Here is a 23,756-nt window from a genome sequence, read left to right as displayed (position 1 = left end):
TAAATAGCCGGCATGGAGATTGTCTTTGGGCAGGTTGCTGATGACGGATAGTCAGCCGGATTAATTTAGGGACAAAACAGACAGTGACGACCAGCATTTGGTCGTCACTGCATATATACCTTGTCGTCACTCGATAATTCCCTTATCCTTAATACATTGAAGCAAAAGGTGACGAGTGACGACAAAAAATGAAAAAATCTTGTTTAGAAAGCATATCCGAATCCCAAGTTCAGATAGATAGGATACATATTGAATGTAATCGTATCAAAGTCTTTTTGGAAGATATTATTCAGCCCCCATGTCACGTCGGCGTGTACGGTGAGGTGTTTGAATGCTTTCCATTCACCGCCGAATTGCACACCCCACTGGAATTTCCTTAAATCACTGGAGAAGTCATAAGTGGCGATGCTTTCACCGGTGAACTCCACTTTGGAACCGGTCTGGTCGGGGGTACGCAGGTGTCCTTCATAAACATGTCCGGAGAAATTGCCCTCCAGCAGATAGGAGAAATAAGGACCGGCAGACAATATCCAACGCTTGCTGATGTGGTAATTAGCCAAAATGGGAATTGTCAGATAGGAGTTCTTTACCTTTGTCTTGACCCCGCCTGTCCAAAGACCTGCCAGCTCTCCGCCATTGGTATTGATGATTTTCATACCATAGTTCTTGACAGTGGCTTCGGTGGTCATGTTCTTATTCTCTAACCGCAGGCCTAACGTAAGTCCCCACTTTTTCTTTTCGTCAAACCATTTGGTGGCATTTCCTTCAATGGCAATGGCTATGCCCGGCGCATAACTGTCTATCTTGCGTATCTCTTTGGGCAGGGGGATAGGCGAGGTTCCGCCGATGTTGAACCCGGCTTTTATGCCGTATTCCCAACCATGCAGATAGGAATTGATAAGACTTTTGTTTCTTTCTTCTTGTGCCTGTACGTTGGTAACCATTGCCAACAGTGCGGCTATTATGCAAATAAAATGATACTTTTTCATACGCTATATTAGTTGTCTTCGCTTATAAGTTCTAATTCGTCTACATATAATGTGCTGCCAACAGCTCCCTTGAAATAAGCGCCGTCTACACTGGAAGAGAGTACGATGCTTAGTTTGTACTTGCCTTCCTGCAGTTTGACAGGGTCTATGCTCTTGCCGTTCACCGCTTTGAAAGGAAGTTCAAAGGGTGTCCATGAATCGGTCTCCTTAGCGTCCTCTTCACTGATACGGGCGATGGATACGAGCTTGTCGGAAGTCAAATCCAAACTGTTGCTGCCATCCAGCATGAAAGAGTTCTCGTTGGCTTCGTACATAATGGCATAAATGTCGAAACGGTCTTTTTTGTCTTTCTGCACTGCGCCTTCATCGGTGTAGACATCTCCTGCCTTAAACTTGAAGTAGCCTTTCAACGATACGGGGCGTTTATAATACTGTATGCCGAACTTTGTGGCACGCAAGGGATCTTTAAGTGCATTTGCCAAGTCGAATGAACCGATGAAGAGGTTTCCGGCGGCAATATACATTTTCACCATAGCTCCAAAGCTGCCTGTATCACAGGTTGTCAGTTTCAAGCCCTTGCCACGAAAACCTTCGGCAATCTGCTGTGTGGGGTAGCCGGTGCGATTGTCCGTCATGCTGGTAAGTTTGTAACCGGGATTGCCGCTTGACCATTGCAGCACGCTGGAAACATTGGTTGAGGTGCCGGGCTGGAACTCGTAGAGAATGTCATATTCGGTACCGGCAGCGGGAAGCAGGTCTTCAAAATGGAAGATTCCCGGAACTTCTGCCGGTATGATTTTTACGGTATAGGTGGCAGTCCACTCCCCGTCTTCGGATGTTACGGTGAATGTGCGTGAATGTGAATCGTTGCTGAAATCGTAATTGTTCAGTATGTCGTTCGGGTAATGTTTGTCCGCACTAAGGGTCGCTCCGACAGGCAGAGTAAACAGTAATTGTTGTTTTGACAGGTCTGCTCCTTTATGCACATATATGTTTATTTCTTTCGAGTCGCTGTTGATGTGAGCCAATTGTACATCCGCACCGGTGCAGGCGTCAATCGCCGCTTCGGAATTAAGTGCTTCGTCCTGTATACACGACGTGACAGTCAGAATAAGCATGAGGGCAGTAGTCCACTTCTTAAAATTCATATACTTCTTTTTTTGAGAGTTGATAAATTGATATAGTTTAGCAATTTGCAAAAATACGCTATTATTTTGTAATAACAGATGCAATGACAAAAAAGTGCGATAAACTCTGTTATTTATTTGTTATTCCGCCTATCTTTGCATGAAGATTGAATAAAATATATATCTGTGATATGACTGAAGCCGAAAGAAAACAAATAATAGACTTGGTGCAGCGTGAAGTGGTGCCCGCCATCGGATGTACGGAACCTATCGCCGTTGCTTTGTGTGTGGCGAAAGCGACCGAAACCTTAGGAACAAGACCGGAGAAGATAAATGTCTTGCTAAGCGCCAATATCCTGAAAAACGCAATGGGGGTGGGGATTCCCGGTACAGGTATGATTGGACTGCCCATTGCCATAGCGTTGGGGGCACTGGTGGGCAAGTCGGAATATCAGTTGGAAGTGCTGAAAGACAGCAATCCTGCCGCTGTGGATGAAGGTAAACGCTTTATCGCTGAGAAGCGCATCAACATATCGCTGAAAGAGAATATTTCGGAGAAACTCTATATAGAAGTATGTTGTGAGTCCGGAGAAAACAAGGCTACCGCCATTATAGCAGGCGGGCATACCACCTTTATATATATAGCCCGGAATGGTGGCATCCTTTTCAGCAGGCAAAATGCAAGCAGTGAAGAGACGAAAGAGCAGACTGTGGATTTGACGTTGCGCAAAGTGTATGACTTTGCCATGGACGCTCCGTTGGATGAAATCCGTTTCATCCTTGAGACTGCCCGCCTGAACAAAGCGGCGGCTGAAAGTTCTTTCGATAAGAACTACGGTCATGGTCTGGGCAGGATGTTGCGCGGCACTTATGAACATAAGATATTGGGGGATAGTGTGTTCTCACATATCCTTTCTTATACGTCCGGTGCATGCGACGCCCGTATGGCAGGGGCCATGATACCGGTGATGAGTAATTCGGGAAGTGGAAATCAGGGTATTTCCGCTACGTTGCCCGTACTGGTTTATGCCGAGGAGAACGGCAAATCGGAAGAAGAGCTGATACGTGCGCTCATGCTCAGTCATCTGACTGTGATTTATATCAAACAAAGTTTGGGCCGTTTGTCCGCTTTATGCGGCTGTGTGGTAGCTGCTACGGGTTCCAGTTGCGGCATCACATGGCTGATGGGAGGCACCTACGAGCAGGTGGCTTTTGCCGTTCAGAACATGATTGCCAACCTCACCGGAATGATTTGCGACGGAGCCAAGCCCAGTTGTGCTTTGAAGGTGACTACGGGCGTTTCTACGGCCGTCCTTTCGGCTATTATGGCAATGGAAAATCGTTGCGTTACTTCTGTTGAAGGGATTATCGATGAAGACGTGGACCAAAGCATCCGTAATCTGACGAAGATAGGTTCCAAAGGAATGGACGAAACGGACAAACTGGTACTGGAAATAATGACGGGAAAGCAGTGATTAAGTGATTAACGATCAGGGATTAATCGCAACATTATAATATGTGCCATTGATAAACTAATCCCTAATCGCTAATCCCTAATTCTTATTTACAGCATCCGTCGCCGCAGTCTCCACAATCGCATCCGCCATTGCATCCACCGCCGCATCCGCCACCACTCATCATGCGTGCCATTTCTGCCAGCTCATCGTTGGTGGCCGGGCGGTTTTCCGTAACTTCACCCACGAAGTTCAGGTCGCAGCCTGCCAAGGGGTGATTCATGTCCATTACCACTACATCGTCTTTTACTTCGACTACGCTTCCGTTGATGCGTTGGCCTTCCGAAGTCATCAAAGGAATTACGGCGCCTTCCACTACGCGTTCGCTATCGAATTTGCCTTCTATCTCGAAGATGTTTTTGGGCAGGTCGATGACGTGTTCTTCGTCATATTCACCGTAAGCCTCTTCTGCTTTGATTGTAAAGTCGAATTTATCGCCTTTTTTCAAGTCTTTCACTTGGCTTTCAAAAGCTTCCAAAGTCAGGCCCAATCCGGAGATGAACTGGAAGGGGTGTTCTGCAGGAGCTTCTTCTGTGAATTCTTTTTCTCCGTTTTCGATTGAGTACAGCTTATATGCTAAGGTGATGTACTTGTTTTCTACTGTTTCCATTAATTTGTTATTGTTTAGTAAATACTGTTGTTCTGTCTCTAAAGTGGCAAAGGCAATGCGAATATCCGCATAACTTCAGAGGCGCACCCCGCCTTTGCCCGGTGCGCAAAGATACGAATATTTTGTTTCGTGGGAGGAAGCGCTCCGGTAAATTTCAGATTATTAAGTGCGTTGTGACTCTTGGGCATACTCTTCAAAACTATCCGAATCTTTTTATTTGAGCCTTATAAGTGATAAAATAAGATTTTAAAGCATGATTTTCTTACGATTATTCATGTTTATATCTTTTTTTTCTTCAATTTGTTTGGAGTTTATAAAAAAGCACTTACCTTTGCAGCATAATTATACGAGACAATAAATAAAAGAACAATAAAGACAATTTGGTTATGAATCTACATACATCTATTAACCTGGCAGTCCTGCATATTATTCGCGTCGTGGTGGTGGCATCAAGAGCGTGAGAAAGGTTATGTATGTATTCGTACGGTAAAGATATTTATAATAAGCCTTTCTCATTCCGGTGAGAAAGGCTTTTTTCATAAAAGGAGACAGATAAGATGAAACATCAGTTACGCAGTTCGTTCAGCACGCAAGGCCGCCGCATGGCAGGCGCTCGTGCATTGTGGACGGCCAATGGCATGAAGAAAGAACAAATGGGAAAGCCCATCATTGCAATAGTCAATTCTTTTACTCAGTTTGTTCCGGGGCATGTGCATCTGCATGAAATAGGTCAGTTCGTAAAGAAAGAGATAGAAAAGCAAGGCTGCTTCGCCGCCGAATTCAATACGATTGCCATCGACGACGGCATTGCAATGGGGCATGACGGTATGTTGTATTCCTTGCCGTCGCGCGACATCATTGCCGACAGTGTGGAGTACATGGTGAATGCCCATAAGGCGGATGCCATGGTCTGCATCAGCAATTGCGATAAGATCACTCCGGGTATGCTCATGGCGGCGATGAGGCTGAACATCCCTACGGTGTTCGTTTCCGGTGGCCCTATGGAAGCCGGAGAATGGAACGGGCAGCACCTCGACCTGATTGATGCCATGATTAAGTCGGCTGACGAAAGCGTGAGCGATCAGGAAGTTGCCAAGATCGAACAACACGCATGTCCAACTTGCGGATGTTGTTCGGGCATGTTCACCGCCAACTCCATGAACTGCCTGAATGAAGCAATCGGACTGGCGCTTCCGGGTAACGGCACGATTGTGGCTACGCATGAGAACCGGAAGAAACTGTTTGAGGATGCAGCCAGACTGATTGTTGAAAATGCGTATAAATACTATGAGGAGGGAGACGAAACGGTGCTTCCCCGCAGCATTGCCACCCGCGAGGCGTTTCTGAATGCGATGACGCTGGACATTGCAATGGGCGGATCTACGAATACGGTGCTTCACTTGTTGGCAGTGGCGCATGAAGCCGGGGCGGATTTCACAATGGATGATATTGATATGCTGTCCCGCAAAACTCCCTGCCTGTGTAAAGTGGCTCCCAATACTCAGAAATATCATGTACAGGATGTTAATCGTGCCGGCGGCATCGTGGCTATTATGGGCGAACTTGCAAAAGGAGGACTGGTGGATACGAACGTGCATCGTGTGGACGGAATGACATTGGCGGAGGAGATAGACCGGTACTGCATCACCAGTCCTAATGTTTGCAAGGAAGCGATCGGGAAATATACCAGTGCCGCTGCCGGAAAATTCAATCTGGAACTCGGTTCGCAGGGGGCTTATTATAAGGAATTGGATACGGATCGTGCCGAGGGATGTATTCGTGACTTGCAGCATGCTTATAGCAAGGACGGCGGTTTGGCTGTGCTGAAAGGAAATATTGCACAGGATGGTTGTGTGGTCAAGACAGCCGGAGTGGACGAAAGCATCTGGAAGTTTACCGGCCCTGCCAAAGTTTTCGATTCACAGGAAGCTGCGTGCGACGGTATCTTGGGCGGAAAGGTGGTCAGCGGCGATGTTGTCGTCATTACCCATGAAGGCCCGAAAGGTGGGCCGGGCATGCAGGAGATGCTGTATCCTACTTCCTATATCAAGTCCCGCCATTTAGGCAAGGAATGTGCGTTGATCACCGACGGACGCTTTAGCGGCGGCACTTCCGGACTGAGCATCGGACACATCTCTCCCGAAGCTGCGGCGGGCGGCAATATCGGTAAGATTCAGGACGGCGACATCATCGAGATAGATATACCGAACCGTTCTATCAATGTGAAGCTGACGGATGAGGAACTGGCTGCACGTCCTATGACGCCGGTGACGCGTGACCGTCGGGTGTCCAAAGCGTTGAAAGCGTATGCCAGCATGGTGAGTTCGGCAGACAAAGGGGCTGTAAGGCTGATAGATTAAAGAAAGTTTTAATAGAAATATACTTGACTTGATGGAAAACTTAATAACAGGCGCGGAAGCATTGATGCGTTCTTTGGAACATCAGGGGGTAAAGACCATTTTCGGTTATCCGGGTGGCAGTATCATGCCCGTATTCGATGCTCTATACGACCATAGAAAGAATCTGAATCATGTTCTGGTGCGCCATGAACAGGGAGCTGCACATGCGGCACAAGGCTATGCGCGTGTGTCGGGTAAGGTGGGCGTATGCCTGGTTACCAGCGGTCCGGGCGCAACGAACACCATTACAGGTATTGCGGATGCCATGATAGACAGCACGCCGGTTGTTGTCATTGCCGGACAGGTTGCTACGGGATTCCTTGGAACTGATGCCTTTCAGGAGGTGGATCTGGTGGGCATTACGCAGCCCATCACGAAGTGGAGCTATCAGATCCGTCGTGCGGAAGATGTGGCATGGGCAGTGGCCCGCGCTTTCTATATAGCGCAGAGCGGACGTCCCGGTCCGGTTGTGCTGGACTTTGCCAAGAACGCTCAAGTGGATAAGACGGAATATGTGCCTACCAAAGTGGATTACGTGCGCAGCTATCTGCCTGTACCCGAAATGGAACCGGAAGCCATACAACAGGCTGCCGATTTGATAAATGCGGCGGAACGTCCGTTGGTGCTGGTGGGGCAGGGCGTGGAGCTTGGCAATGCGCAGAACGAATTGCGTGCTTTCATCGAAAAGGCGGATATGCCTGCCGGTTGCACCTTGTTGGGGCTTTCCGCATTGCCAACAGAGCATCCTTTGAACAAGGGGATGCTGGGCATGCATGGCAATCTGGGGCCGAATATCAATACCAATAAGTGCGATGTGCTGATTGCGGTAGGCATGCGTTTTGACGATCGTGTGACGGGCAAGTTGTCCACGTATGCGTCGCAGGCAAAAATAATCCATTTCGATATTGATCCGGCAGAGATAGACAAGAATGTGAAAACGGATGTTGCCGTATTGGGCAACTGTAAAGATACCCTGGCTGCAGTGACCGAATTGCTGAAACCTGCCGGACACAAGGAATGGCTCGACAGCTTCTTGCCTTATGAACAGATGGAGGAAGAAAAGGTGATCCGTCCGGAGTTGCATCCGGCAGGCGACACACTGAGCATGGGTGAGGTGGTGCGTGCCGTCAGTGAGGCTACAAACAACGAAGCCGTTTTGGTGACGGATGTGGGACAGAACCAAATGATGTCTGCCCGCTACTTTAAATATAGCAAGGAACGCAGCATTGTCACTTCCGGCGGTTTGGGTACAATGGGCTTCGGCCTTCCTGCCGCTATCGGCGCCACTTTCGGACGTCCCGACCGTACCGTTTGCGTCTTTATGGGCGACGGCGGTTTGCAGATGAATTTGCAGGAACTGGGTACGGTGATGGAGCAGAAAGCTCCCGTTAAGATGATTTTGCTGAACAATAACTTCTTGGGTAACGTTCGTCAATGGCAGGCTATGTTCTTCAACCGCCGTTACTCGTTCACTCCGATGATGAACCCGGACTATCTGAAGATTGCTTCCGCCTACGGTATTCCGGCGCGTCGGGCGCTTACCCGTAAGGAACTGGCGGAAGCCATTGAAGAGATGATTTCGACAGACGGCCCGTTCCTGCTGGAAGCCTGCGTAGAGGAGGAAGGAAATGTTATGCCGATGACGCCTCCGGGTGGCTCTGTGAACCAGATGTTGCTGGAATGCTGATATAAATGAAGAATTATGAATTCTTCACTTATCATTCTTAATTAAAAAAAGTATGGACAAGACATTATATACAATTATCGTTCATTCGGAGAACTTTGCAGGTTTGCTGAATCAGGTAACGGCTGTTTTCACCCGCCGGCAAATCAATATCGAGAGCCTGAATGTTTCGGCATCCTCTATCAAGGGGGTACATAAATATACCATTACTGCCTGGACAGATAAAGACACTATCGAGAAGGTGACGAAACAAATCACCAAAAAGATAGATGTGTTGCAGGCGCACTATTTCACAGATGATGAAATCTACCAGCACGAGATTGCGCTCTACAAGCTGACGACTCCCACGCTGGAAGAAAAACCGGAAGTGTCTAAGGTGATCCGCAAATATAATGCGCGTATCGTAGAGGTTAACTCCGTATTCTCCATTGTGGAGAAAAACGGTATGAGTGAGGAAATAACCAATCTCTACGAAGAGCTGAGCGCTTTGGGGTGTGTGCTCCAGTTTGTGCGTTCCGGACGTGTTGCCATCACTACGAGCTGCTTTGAACGTGTCAACGAGTATCTGGCAGATCGTGAAACAAAATATCGTCAGAGTAAAGAACAACAAGGACAATGAGTGAAAATAACAAGATAGGTACTTATAAGTTTGTGGCCGAACCGTTTCATGTGGACTTCACCGGCCGCCTCACAATGGGGGTGCTTGGCAACCATCTGCTGAACTGTGCAGGATTTCATGCGACGGAACGCGGTTTCGGCATTGCAACCTTGAATGAGGATAATTATACATGGGTGCTTTCCCGGCTGGCTGTCGAACTGGACGAGATGCCGTACCAATACGAGGATTTTTCCATCCGGACATGGGTGGAGAATGTCTACCGCCTCTTCACCGACCGTAATTTTGCCATTATCGACAAGGACGGAAAGAAGATAGGATATGCCCGTTCCGTATGGGCGATGATCAGTCTCAATACCCGCAAACCCGCCGACCTGCTGACTTTGCATGGAGGCAGCATCGTGGATTATGTGTGCGACGAGCCTTGCCCCATTGAAAAGCCTTCGCGCATAAAGGTAGCTTCTGCGGAGCCGGCTTCTTCTCTCAATGCCAAGTATAGCGATATTGACATCAACGGACACGTAAACAGTATCCGCTATATCGAGCATATCCTCGATTTGTTCCCGATAGAACTGTATAAGGAGAGCCGCATCCGTCGTTTTGAAATGGCCTACGTAGCCGAGAGCTATTACGGTGACGAGCTCACTTTCTATAAGGACTATGCAGGCGACGGCGCGTATGATGTAGAAGTGAAAAAGAACGGCAGCGAAGTGGTTTGCCGTTCCAAAGTAATATTTGTAAAGAAATAATTTATTAACCAATCAGTTGGCATAAGCCACAAATAAAAATTAAAACAAAAAATGGCACAATTGAATTTTGGCGGTGTTATTGAGAATGTAATGACCCGCGAAGAATTTCCTTTGGAAAAAGCACGTGAGATTTTAAAGGATGAAACAATCGCAGTTATCGGTTATGGTGTACAAGGTCCCGGTCAGGCTTGCAACCTGCGCGACAATGGTTTCAACGTAATCGTAGGCCAGCGTCAGGGTAAGACTTACGAGAAGGCAGTGGCAGACGGATGGGTTCCGGGTGAAACTCTGTTCAGCATTGAGGATGCTTGCCAAAAGGGTACTGTCATCATGTGCCTGTTGTCCGATGCGGCCGTTATGTCTGTATGGCCCACGATGAAACCGTACCTGACGGCCGGAAAGGCACTTTACTTCTCTCATGGTTTCGCTATCACATGGAGTGACCGTACGGGTGTGGTTCCTCCCAAGGATATTGACGTTATCATGGTTGCTCCTAAGGGATCGGGTACATCACTCCGTACAATGTTCCTCGAAGGCCGCGGCTTGAACTCTTCTTATGCTATCTATCAGGATGCTACCGGAAAGGCTTTGGACAGAACCCTTGCACTGGGCATCGGTATCGGTTCGGGTTATTTGTTCGAGACTACTTTCATTCGTGAAGCTACTTCCGACCTGACCGGTGAACGCGGTTCTTTGATGGGAGCTATCCAGGGATTGTTGTTGGCTCAGTACGAGGTTCTGCGTGAAAACGGCCACACTCCGTCGGAAGCGTTCAACGAAACAGTTGAGGAACTGACGCAGTCATTGATGCCGTTGTTTGCAAAGAACGGTATGGACTGGATGTATGCCAACTGCTCTACTACTGCCCAACGCGGTGCTCTCGACTGGATGGGACCGTTCCACGATGCTATCAAGCCGGTGGTGCAGAAGTTGTATCAGAGCGTTAAGTCGGGTAACGAAGCCCAGATTTCTATCGACAGCAACTCTAAGCCCGACTATCGTGAGAAACTGAATGCAGAGCTGAAAGCGTTGCGTGAGAGCGAGATGTGGCAGACTGCCGTAACGGTTCGCAAGCTCCGTCCGGAAAACAACTGATCTCCGGTGCGGACTTCTGAATAATAGAAGAGGTTGTCTCAGGTTTGAAGATTGCTCTGGATAATACAGGGTGGTCGGTTAATTCAAATTTGGGGCAATCTCTTTTTCATTGCCTGCCGTTCACCTTCTTCACGTATTCGAGCAGTTGCTTGTAGAAAGCATGGTGTCCCAGAGTAGCTGCTTCTCCCAATATGACGAGTTTCATGCGTGCCCTTGTTATTGCCACGTTCATCCTGCGCAAATCATTCAGAAATCCTATTTGGCCTTCTTCATTGGCACGTACCAGACTGATGAAAATCACGTCACGCTCCTGTCCCTGAAATCCGTCGACGGTGTTGACCGTTATCAGGCTGCGGTAAGGACGCAGGGTGGCGCTGCCTTTTATCTTTCCCCGCAGGTATTGCACTTGCGCCTTGTAGGGCGAGATCAGCCCGAAGTCGATACGTTCCTCAAGAATACGGCTTCCGCCTATCCGCAGGATGTATGCTTCCAGTTCTTTCAGCAGTAAATGGGCCTCCTCCTTGTTGATGCGTCCGAATGTTTCCCCGACAAACTCTTCCTTGAAGTCCATGTCGGAAGTGTCGATCCATGTGACGGGAGTGTCCCAGTCCAATATTCCCCGGTGGCGTATTTCGGGAGCCGCCTCCAGTTCCCCGTCATAAAACCAATTCGAGGAGAAGCGCATAATGTCCTCGTGCATACGGTACTGCACTTTCAGTAGGGATACGGCAGACGGCTTGTTGGCGGCGACTTTCTCCATCAACGTACGTTCCAGTCCGCCACGTGCGGCTTCATAACATTTAATGGTGGGCGGCAACTGGCAATGGTCCCCTGCCAGCACCACCCGGTCTGCCTTGCGGATGGCTATCCAGCAGGCGGCTTCCAGGGCTTGGGCGGCTTCGTCGATGAACAGTGTGCCGAAGCGGCGGCCGTTTAAAAGACGGTGATTGCTGCTCACCAGCGTGGAGGCAATGACGTGGGCGCTGTCAAACAGTTCGGTGTTGATCTGTACTTCCAGCGCTGTGGCGCGGTCGCGCAAGCGGCTCATGCGGCTGCGTATTCCCTCGCGTTCATCATAACTGCCGCGGCGGGCTCTGCCACCCAGTTGCCTCAGTTCCTTACGGATGCTCCATAATTCGGGATAAAGCGGATGATTCTCGAAGCGGCGTTCGTAAGTGAAAGAGAGCATCTTGTCATTGACGCGTGTGGGATTGCCGATTCGTAAAACATTCACGCCTCTGTCCACCAGCTTTTCAGAAATCCAATCCACTGCCATATTGCTTTGTGCGCAGACCAGCACTTGGGGTTCGCGGTGCAATGTTTCGTAGATAGCCTCTACGAGCGTAGTGGTTTTGCCCGTTCCCGGAGGTCCATGCACGATGGCTACGTCGCGGGCGCATAGCACCTTGTTGACGGCTGTCTCTTGGGTAGAGTTCAACCAGGGGAAGCGCACCGGATAGAGTTCGCGGAACCCGACTTTCATCGTACCCAGCAGTGTGTCCCGCAGTTCGGCGAGCCGGTTGCCTTTGGCACGAAGAACATCTTCCAGCGTCTCGAACATCGTGCGGTAGGAGGTTTCGTCGAAGTAGAGCTGAACGCCGAGGTTGTCGGCAGACTGTATATCCATAACAGCTCCTGCGCCGGGCATAACCACTACCATACGCACATCGTCCGCATAACTGACGGTGGCCGTAAAATTAAAATAAGTGATCTTTCCGTCGGCCGATTGGCGGAAAAAGCAGACAGGACGTCCGAATTCGAAATTATGTTCTATATCGGTGTTTTCGGTATGCGTAACCTCTATTACTAATTGGTTCAGGGAGTTATAGTAACTTCGCCCCGGTGAGGCAGGATACCAGCAGAGTCCCCGTTTGACTTTCCGGGCGACACCCATATTTTCTGTTTGCCGCTTGAACTCTTCTTTCTCGTATTCGTACTCCATGCGTAACAGGAGTTGCTGCCGTTGAATATGTATAATAGGAGATTGTATGTCGCTCTTTTCGTTCATTCTTATCATTGTAAAGCTCTGTGAGACCTGTCTCCTCTGTGGAGATTATTCTTTTGCAAAGGTAATAAATCCCCGCCGTTGGGGGAAGAAATGCTTTCTTTTGTTAAACTTTTCCTTGTTCTATTTTGTTTATTATATTAATTTGTAATCTTTACAATATTGAAAAACTAAAAAATAAGAGTGGTTATGGTTTATGATTTGACAATGCTTAAAGCGTTTTATTCGCTTTATGAGGGGAAGATAGGGCGCATCCGGACTGTGTTGCAACGTCCGCTGACTTTAGCAGAAAAAATTTTGTATGCTCATTTGTATGATGAGAGAAACGTGAAAAACTACAAACGCGGCGAGGACTACGTAAATTTCCGTCCCGATCGTGTTGCCATGCAGGACGCAACTGCACAGATGGCATTATTGCAGTTTATGAATTCGGGACGCAATGAAGCGGCTGTTCCTTCAACCGTACATTGCGACCATCTGATTCAGGCATATAAAGGAGCCAAAGAAGACATTGCCACCGCTACCAAAACCAACGAGGAAGTCTATCGTTTTCTCCGGGATGTCTCTTCCCGTTACGGCATCGGCTTTTGGCAGCCCGGAGCAGGCATCATTCATCAGGTCGTATTGGAAAACTACGCTTTTCCGGGCGGCATGATGATAGGCACCGACTCCCATACTCCGAACGCCGGTGGTTTGGGCATGGTGGCTATCGGCGTTGGCGGTGCCGATGCGGTGGATGTGATGACCGGCATGGAGTGGGAACTGAAGATGCCCCGCCTGATCGGTGTGCGTCTCACCGGAGCGCTGAGTGGGTGGGCAGCCCCCAAGGACGTTATTTTGAAGCTGGCGGGAATCCTGACTGTGAAGGGCGGGACAAATGCTGTCATCGAATACTTCGGTCCGGGCACTGCTTCGCTTTCGGCCACCGGAAAAGCCACGATTTGCAACATGGGCGCGGAGGTAGGAGCCACCACCTCGCTTTTCCCTTACGACGAACGCATGGCAACCTATCTGAAAGCCACCGGACGCGAAGAAGTGGCGGACATGGCTACTGCCGTTGCCGCAGAGCTTCGTGCAGATGACGAGGTGATGGCCAATCCGCAGAAGTACTATGACCGTATTATTGACATAGACCTTTCTGCATTGGAGCCTTACATCAACGGACCGTTTACGCCGGATGCGGCTACGCCCATTTCCGAGTTTTCCGAGAAGGTTTTGAAGAACGGTTATCCCCGTAAAATGGAAGTGGGGCTCATCGGCTCCTGCACCAATTCGTCCTATCAGGATTTGAGCCGCGCCGTCTCTTTGGCGCGTCAGGTTACGGAGAAAAACCTGCATATGGCTGCTCCCTTGATTGTCAATCCGGGTTCGGAGCGCATACGCGCCACAGCGGAACGCGACGGCATGATCGGCGTCTTTGAAGAGGTAGGAGCTACGATCATGGCAAATGCCTGCGGCCCTTGTATCGGGCAATGGAAGCGTGTGACGGACGATCCCGTCCGCAAGAATTCCATCGTGACTTCCTTCAACCGTAACTTTGCCAAGCGCGCGGACGGCAATCCGAATACGTATGCGTTTGTGGCTTCTCCCGAACTGACCATGGCGCTGACCATTGCCGGAGATTTATGTTTCAATCCGCTGAAGGACACGCTGATTAGTGCCGACGGCAAAAAGGTGAAGCTCTCCGAACCGGTGGGGGAGGAGTTGCCGCCGAAGGGATTTATGGCAGGCAGCGAGGGATATACCGCGCCTTCCGGTGTAAAGGCGGACATTGTGGTGGATCCCCGGTCGCAACGCTTGCAACTGCTCACCCCGTTTCCTGCTTGGAATGGGGAGGATTTGCTCAATATGCCTTTGCTGATTAAGACGCAGGGCAAATGCACCACCGACCACATCTCAATGGCGGGTCCATGGCTTCGTTTCCGGGGGCATCTGGAGAATATCTCGGATAATATGCTGATGGGGGCCGTCAATGCTTTCAACGGTGAGACGAACAAGGTGTGGAACCGTTCTACAAATACGTACGAAACGGTTTCCGGTACGGCGAAGCTGTATAAGTCCGAGGGTATTCCTTCCATTGTCGTAGCCGAAGAGAATTACGGCGAAGGCTCCAGCAGGGAACACGCTGCTATGGAACCGCGTTTCCTGAATGTGCGTGTCATACTGGCAAAAAGCTTCGCGCGTATTCACGAGACGAACCTGAAGAAACAGGGCATGCTGGCGCTGACCTTTGCCGACAAGGCGGACTATGACAAGGTGCAGGAACACGACTTGCTTTCCGTTGTCGGTTTGAGGAACTTTGCTCCGGGACGCAACCTGGAGGTGGTGCTTCACCATGAGGACGGCAGCAAGGAGAGCTTCGAAGTACAACATACTTATAATGAACAGCAGATAGGCTGGTTTCGTGCCGGCTCTGCATTAAATGCACGATAGAATATGGAAAAAATTACTGTACCTTTTATTACGGGTGACGGAGTTGGGGCAGAGGTGACCCCGTCCATGCGGACCGTTGTGGACGCAGCCCTGAAAAAAGCCTATGGGGGCAGCCGGAGCATAGAGTGGAAAGAGGTTCTGGCGGGCGAACGGGCGTTTCATGAAACCGGCTCTTGGCTGCCGGAAGGGACAATGGAGGCGTTCCGGAAGCATAAGATAGGCATTAAGGGACCGCTGACTACGCCGGTGGGCGGCGGCATCCGTTCGTTGAACGTGGCGTTGCGTCAAGCGCTCGACTTGTATGTGTGCCTGCGCCCTGTGCGCTGGTATAAAGGCGTAGTCTCTCCGGTGAAAGAGCCGCAGAAGGTAAACATGTGTGTGTTTCGCGAAAATACCGAGGACATCTATGCCGGCATCGAATGGGAAGCCGGAACGCCGGAGGCGGAAAAGTTCTACCGTTTCCTGCATGAGGAGATGGGGGTGGCTAAGGTGCGTTTTCCCGAAACCTCTTCCTTTGGCGTGAAGCCTGTCTCCAAAGAAGGGACGGAACGGCTGGTACGTGCGGCATGCCTCTATGCGCTCCAAAACCACCTTCCCTCCGTTACGCTGGTACACAAGGGGAACATCATGAAGTTCACCGAAGGCGGTTTCAAGAAATGGGGATATGAATTGGCGGAGCGCGAGTTCGGCAGGGAGATAGCGGACGGACGTCTTGTCGTTAAGGACTGCATCGCTGACGCTTTCTTGCAGAACACGCTGCTTGTTCCCGAAAACTATTCGGTCATTGCCACTCTGAACCTGAACGGCGATTACGTTTCCGACCAACTGGCTGCCATGGTGGGCGGCATCGGCATCGCTCCCGGAGCCAATATCAATTACGCGACAGGACATGCCATTTTTGAGGCGACCCATGGTACGGCTCCCGACATTGCGGGAAAGGATATTGTGAATCCCTGTTCCATCATTCTTTCGGCTGTGATGATGCTTGGGCATTTGGGCTGGAAAGAGGCGGCTTCGCTGATAGAGGACGCTCTGGAGAGCAGCTTTGCGGAAGGGCGTGCCACTGCCGACCTGGCCCGTTTCATGCCGGGTGGCGTCTCGTTGTCCACATCTGCTTTTACACAGGAAATTGTGGAAAGAATAGAACGCTGCGGGAGATAAATACCATTTACTTAACAAAAACATACATATCATGAAGAAGGAGTATCTGATTTATAAACTGTCCGAAGATTTGAAAGAAGCGACCCGGATCGAGAATGAACTGTTCAAGAAGTTTGATGTAAAGCGCGGCTTGCGCAACGAGGACGGAACGGGAGTGCTGGTGGGACTGACCAAGATAGGCAATGTGGTGGGCTACGAGCGTATTCCGGGGGGCGGACTGAAACCTATTCCGGGGAAACTGTTCTATCGCGGTTACGACCTTGAGGACTTGGCGCATGCCATTCTCAAGGAAAAACGCTTCGGCTTTGAGGAAGTGGCCTATCTGCTGCTTTCCGGTCGTCTGCCCGACAAGGAAGAGCTGGCTTCCTTTCGCGAGCTGATCAATGATAATATGCCGTTGGAACAGAAGACGAAGATGAATATCATCGAGCTTGAAGGAAACAACATTATGAATATCCTGGCACGCAGCGTACTGGAGATGTACCGTTTCGATCCGGATGCGGACGACACCTCGCGCGATAACCTGATGCGCCAAAGCATCGAGCTGATTTCGAAATTCCCCACTATCATAGCCTATGCCTTTAATATGCTTCGCCATGCCACTCATGGCCGTTCATTGCATATCCGTCATCCGCAGGAGAATCTTTCGCTTGCAGAGAATTTCCTCTATATGCTGAAGAAGGACTATACGGAACTGGATGCCCGCACCCTCGACCTGCTGCTGGTGTTGCAGGCGGAACATGGCGGCGGTAACAACTCTACGTTTACGGTACGTGTCACTTCCTCCACCGGTACGGATACTTACTCTTCCATAGCTGCGGGCATCGGCTCGCTGAAAGGCCCGCTTCATGGCGGAGCCAATATCCAGGTCACCGACATGTTCCACCACTTGCAGGAGAACATCAGCGACTGGACCAGTGTGGACGAGATAGACACCTATTTTACCCGTATGCTGAACAAAGAAGTGTACAACAAGACGGGACTGATATATGGCATCGGCCATGCCGTCTACACCATCTCCGACCCCCGCGCCCTGCTGTTGAAGGAGCTCGCCCGCGACCTTGCGCGTGAAAAAGGCAAGGAACGGGAGTTTGCCTTCCTTGAACTGCTGGAGGAACGTGCCATTGAGGTCTTTGGCCGCGTGAAGAACAATGGGAAAACCGTTTCGAGCAATGTAGACTTCTATTCCGGCTTTGTATACGAAATGATTGGTTTGCCGCAGGAAATCTTCACTCCGCTGTTTGCCATGGCGCGTATCGTGGGCTGGTGCGCACACCGCAATGAGGAACTGAACTTCGAGGGGAAACGCATCATCCGGCCTGCATATAAGAATGTGCTGGAGGAAGTGGCGTATATCCCTATCAGGAAGCGGTAGGATTTACCTGAGAAACACAAGCGTCGGATCACCTTATTCTTTCCTATATGGGGTATCTTTCTTTCCACCATGGTGGAAAGAAACTTTCTCCATGAGGGAACAAAACTTTCTTCGTGGAGGAAAGAATAAATATTGGCACTTCCGACGGTAAGCATTTCTGCTCCTTTTTTATAATTCTCGCAAGAAAACGATTTGGAAGTCGCAAGTTTTCTTTATATTTGCCACATCTAAATGAAAGGATATGAGCGAGGAGGGGTTTCATCTGTTTTTGGGAGCGATGTGTGCCACTGCACTTTTTGTATTCATCGCCCTTTATTTCATCAAAGCCGGATATGGAATGTTCCGTACGGCATCATGGGGATATTCCATTAACAACAAGTTGGCATGGGTGCTGATGGAAGCGCCGGTTTTCATTGTCATGTTTTGGCTGTGGGGCAGGAGCGGGGTTGGCTTTTCTGTGCCGGTGTATCTTTTCTTCCTGTTGTTTCAGTTGCATTACTTTCAGAGGTCGTTTGTCTTTCCTTTTCTGCTGAAAGGGAAGAGCCGGATGCCGGTAGCCATTATGGCTATGGGCATTGTGTTCAACGTCCTGAACGGAATGATGCAGGCAGGCGGTTTGTTCTATTTTGCTCCTGAAGGGCTGTATGCCGGTGGTTGGGCCTATTTGCTGAAACCTCACGCCTTGCTGGGAGTGCTGCTGTTCTTTGCAGGCATGTTCATAAATCTTCATTCCGATCACGTGATACGCCATCTGCGCAAGCCGGGCGACACGAGGCATTATCTTCCGGCAAAAGGTCTCTACCGCTATGTCACTTCGGCCAACTATTTCGGTGAATTGGTGGAGTGGACAGGCTTTGCCATACTCACCGCTTCACCCGCTGCATGGGTGTTTGTCTGGTGGACTTTTGCCAATCTCGTTCCCCGTTCCGACGCCATTTACCGCCATTACCGGGCAGAATTCGGGGATGAGGCTGTGGGAAAACGCAAACGCATCATACCTTATATCTATTGAATAACCGAAACTTCATAATTCACAATTCACGATTCATAATTCACAATTCATAAAGTCGTCACATGGAATCAAAATTATTCACACCGGTCACTTTCGGACCGTTGACTTTGCGCAACCGTACCATCCGTTCGGCTGCTTTCGAGAGTATGTGTCCGGGCAACGCTCCTTCGGATATGTTGCTCAATTATCACCGTTCGGTTGCGGCAGGAGGTATCGGGATGACCACTGTGGCCTATGCCGCCGTTACCCGGAGCGGCCTTTCTTTCGACCGTCAGTTGTGGATGCGTCCCGAAATAATTCCGGGGCTTCGTAGGCTGACCGATGCGGTGCATGCAGAAGGCGCTGCTGCCGGAATTCAGTTGGGACACTGCGGAAACATGTCCCACAAGAGCATTTGCGGGTGTACGCCCGTCGGTGCAAGTGGCAGCTTTAACCTCTATTCGCCCACCTTTGTGCGCGGGCTGCGTGCCGATGAACTGCCGGAACTGGCGCGTGCCTACGGGCGTTCGGTGAATTTAGCGCGTGAGGCGGGGTTCGACGCTGTGGAAATCCATGCGGGACATGGTTATCTCATAAGCCAGTTTCTGTCGCCTGCCACCAATCATCGTAAGGATGAATTCGGCGGGTCTTTGCAGAACCGTATGCGTTTTATGGATATGGTGTTGGAGGAAGTGATGAAGGCTGCCGGCAACGATATGGCTGTACTTGTGAAGATGAACATGCGCGACGGTTTCCGGGGAGGCATGGAGATGGATGAAACGATGCAGGTGGCGAGGCGTCTCGAACAGTCGGGTGTGCATGGACTGGTGCTGAGTGGCGGTTTTGTGAGTAAAGCGCCCATGTATGTGATGCGCGGGGAAATGCCGATTCGCAGCATGACGCACTACATGACGTGCTGGTGGCTGAAGTATGGAGTGCGTATGGTGGGCAAATGGATGATACCGGCGGTTCCTTTCAAAGAGGCTTATTTCCTGGAGGATGCCTTGAAGTTTCGTGCAGAGCTGAAAATGCCGTTGATATATGTAGGCGGACTGGTTTCGCGTTCCAAAATAGACGAGGTGCTGAACGAGGGCTTCGATGCCGTACAGATGGCACGTGCATTGCTCAACGAACCGGGTTTCGTAAACCGGATGCGCGAAGAGGAGGATGCCCGCTGCAATTGTAAGCACAGCAATTATTGCATAGCCCGGATGTACTCCATTGAAATGGCTTGTCACCGGCATCTGGGCGAGGAGCTTCCCGCTTGTCTGAAAAAGGAAATAGAGAAAATTGAAGCCAAAGGGTGATTGGAATTTTTATAACCGGTAATTAATAATTGATAATCGTGAAACTTGCTGTCATAACCGGCGCCGACGGTGGCATGGGAACGGAGATAACGCGTGCTGCGGCTAAGGCCGGATATAGGATTGTTATGGCTTGTTACCGCCCTGAAAAGGCGGAAAAGGTAAAGGATATGCTGGTGCGTGATACCGGCAATCCGCATATTGAGGTGTTGGGCGTCGACTTGTCCTCACTTGCATCTGTGGCGGCGTTTGCCGAAATTCTTTTGAAACGCGGCGATGCCGTCGGTCTGCTGATGAACAATGCGGGGACAATGGAGACGGAGCGCCGCATCACAGAGGATGGCTTGGAGCGTACGGTAAGCGTCAACTATGTGGCCCCTTATTTGCTGACGCGCAAACTTCTTCCTCTGATGGGAGAAGGAAGCCGTATCGTGAATATGGTGTCTTGTACTTATGCTATCGGACATCTCGATTTTCCGGACTTCTTCCTCCGCGGCAGGAGAGGGGGCTTCTGGCGTATTCCTATTTATAGCAATACGAAATTGGCTCTGACCTTGTTTACGATTAATCTGGCTGCCCGCATCAGGGAAAAGGGCATTGTGGTGAATGCTGCTGATCCGGGAGTGGTTTCCACCAATATCATAACAATGCACATGTGGTTCGACCCGCTGACGGACATTTTCTTCCGTCCTTTCATCCGTACGCCGAAGCAGGGAGCGGCTACGGCCATTCACCTACTGCTGGATGAGGATGCCGGAAAGCGTACGGGTACGTTGAATGTGAACTGCCATCCCAAGCGGCTTTCAGGGAAATATACCGGTCATGTGCAGATGCAGGAGCTGTGGAACAGGACGGAAAAGATTGTGGAGAAATGGTTGTGACAAAAAAAGAGCGGGTCTTAGCACCCGCTCTTTTTTGTCTTTATGCTTTGCTGACTTTTGTCAGATGGAAAGCTCTCTTAATACGTTTACCAGATCTTTCTTGATAGGCTTGTCATTCTTGATGGCTTTCGTGAAAGGTACATAAACCACTTCATCATGCTCTATGCCGATCATGACATTGCGCTGGCCTTCCATAATGGCGTCGATTGCTGCGGCGCCTAAACGGCTGGCAAGGATACGGTCGTGCGCCGTCGGGCTGCCGCCACGTTGCAAATGGCCGAGGATCGTTACACGCACGTCATACTGGGGATACTCGTTTTTCACGCGTTCGGCATAGTGCATCGCACCGCCGGTTAATTCGCTTTCGGCTACAAGCACGATACTGCTGTTCTTTGATTTGCGGAAACCGTTCTTGATGAATTCTTCCAGTTGGTCCACTTCCGTACTGAACTCCGGAATAATGGCCGCCTCGGCTCCGGAGGCGATAGCGCCGTTCAGAGCAAGGAAACCTGCATCGCGTCCCATTACCTCAACGAAGAAAAGGCGCTCGTGGGAAGTCGCTGTGTCGCGAATCTTGTCTACGGCATCCAAAATCGTATTCAAGGCGGTGTCATAGCCGATTGTCGTGTCTGTTCCGTAAAGGTCGTTGTCGATAGTTCCCGGCAGACCGATACAGGGAACGTCGAATTCTTGCGCGAAAATGCGCGCACCTGTCAGAGAACCGTCGCCGCCGATAACCACCAAAGCGTCAATGCCTTCTTTTTTCATGTTGTCATACGCAACCTGACGGCCTTCGGGAGTGGTGAACTCTTTGCAACGGGCTGTTTTCAGAATAGTACCGCCCAGTTGGATGATGTTGCTCACATTCTGGCTTTTGAATTCTTTAATCTCGCCGGTTACCAAACCTTTGTAACCTCTATATATGCCTTTCACTTGAAGTCCGTTGTAAATAGCCGCGCGTGTCACTGCGCGAATAGCTGCGTTCATTCCCGGAGCGTCACCGCCCGATGTTAAGATACCGATACACTTAATTGTTCCCATAACAATCTCCTTATTTAGTGTTAATAATTACCTTAAAAATTTGCTGGCAAAGATAACAAAAGCTTTTTAAATTCGTGATTTTATTGCCTCGGATATTTCTTCCATTAACCATTTGGGCGTGGAGGTGGCTCCGCATATGCCAATGGACTCTGCACCGAGGAGCAGTTCGTTATCTATTTCTTCCGCACTGTCAATCAGGTGCGAGTTCGGATTTACTTTTTTACATTCGCTGAACAGGATTTTTCCGTTGGAGCTTTTCTTGCCGCTGACAAAAAATACCAGGTCGTGCGAGGCGGCGAATTTCTTGATGTTGGGGATGCGGTTGGCTACTTGCCGGCATATGGTATCGTAATACTCGAAAGTGACATCCGGGGATATATGCTCTTTTATATATTCCACTATCTTCTGAAATTCGTCGAGTGATTTGGTGGTTTGCGAATAGAGGCGTATGCTCTTGCTGAAATCCAGCATTCCGGCTTCTTCCAGCTTTTCAATGACGATTGCCTGCCCTGTGGTCTGTCCCACTAAGCCCAGCACCTCGGCATGCCCGTTTTTGCCATATATGACGATCTGCTTCTCTTCATCATCCTCCTGAATGTACTCCTGCTTGATTTTCTTTTGCAGGCGTAGCACCACCGGACAGGTGGCGTCGATGATCTCTATGTTGTTGCGCCGGGCGATTGTATAGGTCTCAGGCGGTTCGCCATGTGCCCGTAACAAAACTTTGACGTCATGCAAACGGTTGAACTCCTCATGGTTGATGGTGATGAGGCCCATGGCTTTCAGCCGCTCCACTTCACGACTGTTGTGTACAATGTCGCCCAAACAGTATAAGGTTCCGCCTTTGGTCAGTTCTTCTTCAGCTTTATTGATTGCGGTCACTACTCCGAAGCAGAAACCGGATCCTTCATCTATTTCCACTTTTGCCATATCGCAGATTTTTTGGATTATGCTTTACAAACCTTTTCAAACTGTGCTGCCAGCCATTCCTTTTGTTGTGAGATCGTCATGTGGCTATTGTCCAGCAGCAATGCGTCGTCGGCTTTGCGGAGAGGGCTTACCTCTCTGTTTTGGTCTATATAATCCCGTTGTTTCACATTCTCTAAAATCTCGTCGAAACCGGCTTCCTCCCCTTTGGCTTTCAACTCGTCATATCTGCGCTGTGCGCGGATTTCGGGAGAGGCCGTTACGAAGATTTTCAGTTCGGCATCCGGAAAGACGGTAGTGCCGATGTCGCGGCCGTCCATTACAATGCCTTTGGATTTTCCCATTTCCTGCTGTTGGGCTACCATTGCTTCGCGTACAAAGTCGAGTGCGGCAATGGGACTGACGCGGGAAGATACCTCCATTGTACGAATCTTTTTTTCCACGTTGACACCATTCAGAAATGTGTCGGGACGTCCTGTATCCGGATTCAGTTGAAAAGAAATATGAATGTCTTTAATCTGCTCTTTCAGCTTCTCCGTATCAATGTCATTGCCGGTGAACAGACCGTTTTCCATACTATATAAAGTGACGGCGCGGTACATGGCTCCGCTGTCAATGTAGATATAACCTATTTCGCGGGCCAGATCCTTGGCCATTGTACTTTTCCCGCATGAAGAAAAACCGTCGATTGCGATTGTAATCTTTTTCATATGAAATGATTTTATACTATAATTTATATGGAAATATTCTTTTCGATAGAAAAAAATGAATATTTCAATTAAAATTCCTGCCAAAGATACGGTATTTTTAAAATATCTCGTTACATTTGTGGCACAAAAGCAGAGGAAGGCTTTT

19 protein-coding genes are annotated in these 23,756 nt (G+C 49.6%); 12 read left to right on the top strand and 7 right to left on the bottom strand.

Annotation, left to right across the window (positions count from 1 at the left end; genetic code table 11):
- Window positions 1-203 precede the first annotated feature (203 nt).
- Together NQ546_RS16920 and NQ546_RS16915 are read right to left on the bottom strand one after the other, a co-directional pair.
- A complete protein-coding gene (locus NQ546_RS16920; RefSeq protein WP_004288559.1) occupies window positions 204-989 on the bottom strand; it encodes a porin family protein in 786 nt (261 codons plus the stop codon).
- 8 nt (window positions 990-997) lie between these two features.
- Complete coding sequence (locus NQ546_RS16915; protein ID WP_039952910.1) at window positions 998-2,137, bottom strand: PCMD domain-containing protein; 1,140 nt, start codon at window positions 2,135-2,137, stop codon at window positions 998-1,000.
- A 170-nt stretch (window positions 2,138-2,307) separates the two neighbouring features.
- Here NQ546_RS16915 and NQ546_RS16910 point away from each other — a divergent pair, with 170 nt between their 5' ends.
- Window positions 2,308-3,591 (top strand): L-cysteine desulfidase family protein, encoded by a 1,284-nt coding sequence (locus tag NQ546_RS16910; RefSeq protein WP_004288561.1) that lies wholly within the window; start codon window positions 2,308-2,310, stop codon window positions 3,589-3,591.
- Window positions 3,592-3,676: 85 nt separating this feature from the next.
- Here the strand turns inward: NQ546_RS16910 and NQ546_RS16905 are convergent, their stop codons facing one another.
- On the bottom strand, window positions 3,677-4,240 hold the full coding sequence (locus tag NQ546_RS16905; protein ID WP_004288562.1) for an FKBP-type peptidyl-prolyl cis-trans isomerase: 564 nt from the start codon (window positions 4,238-4,240) through the stop codon (window positions 3,677-3,679).
- A 557-nt stretch (window positions 4,241-4,797) separates the two neighbouring features.
- Between NQ546_RS16905 and ilvD the strand changes: the two genes are divergently transcribed.
- Genes ilvD through ilvC form a run of 5 tightly spaced genes read left to right on the top strand, consistent with a single transcriptional unit; the run spans window position 4,798 to window position 10,783 of the window.
- Window positions 4,798-6,600, top strand: coding sequence for a dihydroxy-acid dehydratase (gene ilvD / locus NQ546_RS16900; RefSeq protein WP_039952913.1), 1,803 nt, complete (start codon window positions 4,798-4,800; stop codon window positions 6,598-6,600).
- A gap of 31 nt (window positions 6,601-6,631) precedes the next feature.
- Window positions 6,632-8,326, top strand: coding sequence for a biosynthetic-type acetolactate synthase large subunit (gene ilvB / locus NQ546_RS16895; protein WP_004288565.1), 1,695 nt, complete (start codon window positions 6,632-6,634; stop codon window positions 8,324-8,326).
- Between the two features lie 52 nt (window positions 8,327-8,378).
- Complete coding sequence (gene ilvN / locus NQ546_RS16890; protein ID WP_004288566.1) at window positions 8,379-8,942, top strand: acetolactate synthase small subunit; 564 nt, start codon at window positions 8,379-8,381, stop codon at window positions 8,940-8,942.
- A complete protein-coding gene (locus tag NQ546_RS16885; RefSeq protein ID WP_004288567.1) occupies window positions 8,939-9,688 on the top strand; it encodes an acyl-[acyl-carrier-protein] thioesterase in 750 nt (249 codons plus the stop codon). The genes ilvN and NQ546_RS16885 overlap by 4 nt, the downstream gene beginning before the upstream one ends.
- Window positions 9,689-9,739: 51 nt before the next feature.
- A complete protein-coding gene (gene ilvC / locus NQ546_RS16880; RefSeq protein WP_004288568.1) occupies window positions 9,740-10,783 on the top strand; it encodes a ketol-acid reductoisomerase in 1,044 nt (347 codons plus the stop codon).
- A 106-nt stretch (window positions 10,784-10,889) separates the two neighbouring features.
- Here the strand turns inward: ilvC and NQ546_RS16875 are convergent, their stop codons facing one another.
- Complete coding sequence (locus tag NQ546_RS16875) at window positions 10,890-12,791, bottom strand: AAA domain-containing protein (protein ID WP_039952915.1); 1,902 nt, start codon at window positions 12,789-12,791, stop codon at window positions 10,890-10,892.
- A gap of 186 nt (window positions 12,792-12,977) precedes the next feature.
- On the opposite strand from NQ546_RS16875, the gene NQ546_RS16870 reads away from it, so the two are divergent.
- The 6 genes from NQ546_RS16870 to NQ546_RS16845 all read left to right on the top strand — a co-directional run bounded on the left by NQ546_RS16870 (window position 12,978) and on the right by NQ546_RS16845 (window position 20,933).
- Window positions 12,978-15,221 (top strand): aconitate hydratase, encoded by a 2,244-nt coding sequence (locus NQ546_RS16870; RefSeq protein WP_004288570.1) that lies wholly within the window; start codon window positions 12,978-12,980, stop codon window positions 15,219-15,221.
- 3 nt (window positions 15,222-15,224) lie between these two features.
- Window positions 15,225-16,382 (top strand): NADP-dependent isocitrate dehydrogenase, encoded by a 1,158-nt coding sequence (icd, locus tag NQ546_RS16865; RefSeq protein WP_004288571.1) that lies wholly within the window; start codon window positions 15,225-15,227, stop codon window positions 16,380-16,382.
- 31 nt (window positions 16,383-16,413) lie between these two features.
- Window positions 16,414-17,757, top strand: a complete 1,344-nt coding sequence (locus tag NQ546_RS16860; protein WP_004288572.1) for a citrate/2-methylcitrate synthase — start codon at window positions 16,414-16,416, stop codon at window positions 17,755-17,757.
- Window positions 17,758-17,998: 241 nt separating this feature from the next.
- On the top strand, window positions 17,999-18,769 hold the full coding sequence (locus tag NQ546_RS16855; RefSeq protein ID WP_004288573.1) for a DUF1295 domain-containing protein: 771 nt from the start codon (window positions 17,999-18,001) through the stop codon (window positions 18,767-18,769).
- Window positions 18,770-18,831: 62 nt separating this feature from the next.
- The gene (locus tag NQ546_RS16850) at window positions 18,832-20,055 is read left to right on the top strand and encodes an NADH:flavin oxidoreductase (protein WP_004288574.1); all 1,224 of its coding nucleotides are present in this window, start codon (window positions 18,832-18,834) and stop codon (window positions 20,053-20,055) included.
- A gap of 38 nt (window positions 20,056-20,093) precedes the next feature.
- A complete protein-coding gene (locus NQ546_RS16845; RefSeq protein WP_004288575.1) occupies window positions 20,094-20,933 on the top strand; it encodes an SDR family oxidoreductase in 840 nt (279 codons plus the stop codon).
- A 60-nt stretch (window positions 20,934-20,993) separates the two neighbouring features.
- Here NQ546_RS16845 and pfkA read toward each other — a convergent pair whose 3' ends face one another.
- The 3 genes from pfkA to cmk all read right to left on the bottom strand — a co-directional run bounded on the left by pfkA (window position 20,994) and on the right by cmk (window position 23,611).
- Window positions 20,994-21,974 carry a 6-phosphofructokinase gene (gene pfkA, locus NQ546_RS16840; RefSeq protein ID WP_004288576.1) on the bottom strand — a complete coding sequence of 327 codons (981 nt, stop codon included), beginning with the start codon at window positions 21,972-21,974 and terminating at the stop codon, window positions 20,994-20,996.
- Between the two features lie 66 nt (window positions 21,975-22,040).
- Window positions 22,041-22,904, bottom strand: coding sequence for a 4-hydroxy-3-methylbut-2-enyl diphosphate reductase (locus NQ546_RS16835; protein ID WP_004288577.1), 864 nt, complete (start codon window positions 22,902-22,904; stop codon window positions 22,041-22,043).
- Between the two features lie 17 nt (window positions 22,905-22,921).
- Window positions 22,922-23,611: a (d)CMP kinase gene (gene cmk / locus NQ546_RS16830; RefSeq protein ID WP_004288578.1), complete on the bottom strand. Its 690-nt coding sequence runs from the start codon at window positions 23,609-23,611 to the stop codon at window positions 22,922-22,924.
- Between the last annotated feature and the right edge of the window lie 145 nt (window positions 23,612-23,756).

This window comes from Bacteroides eggerthii (assembly GCF_025146565.1).
Lineage (GTDB): Bacteria > Bacteroidota > Bacteroidia > Bacteroidales > Bacteroidaceae > Bacteroides > Bacteroides eggerthii.
Note: the sequence above shows the minus strand (reverse complement) of the source record. Positions and strands in the feature narration are given on the sequence as shown.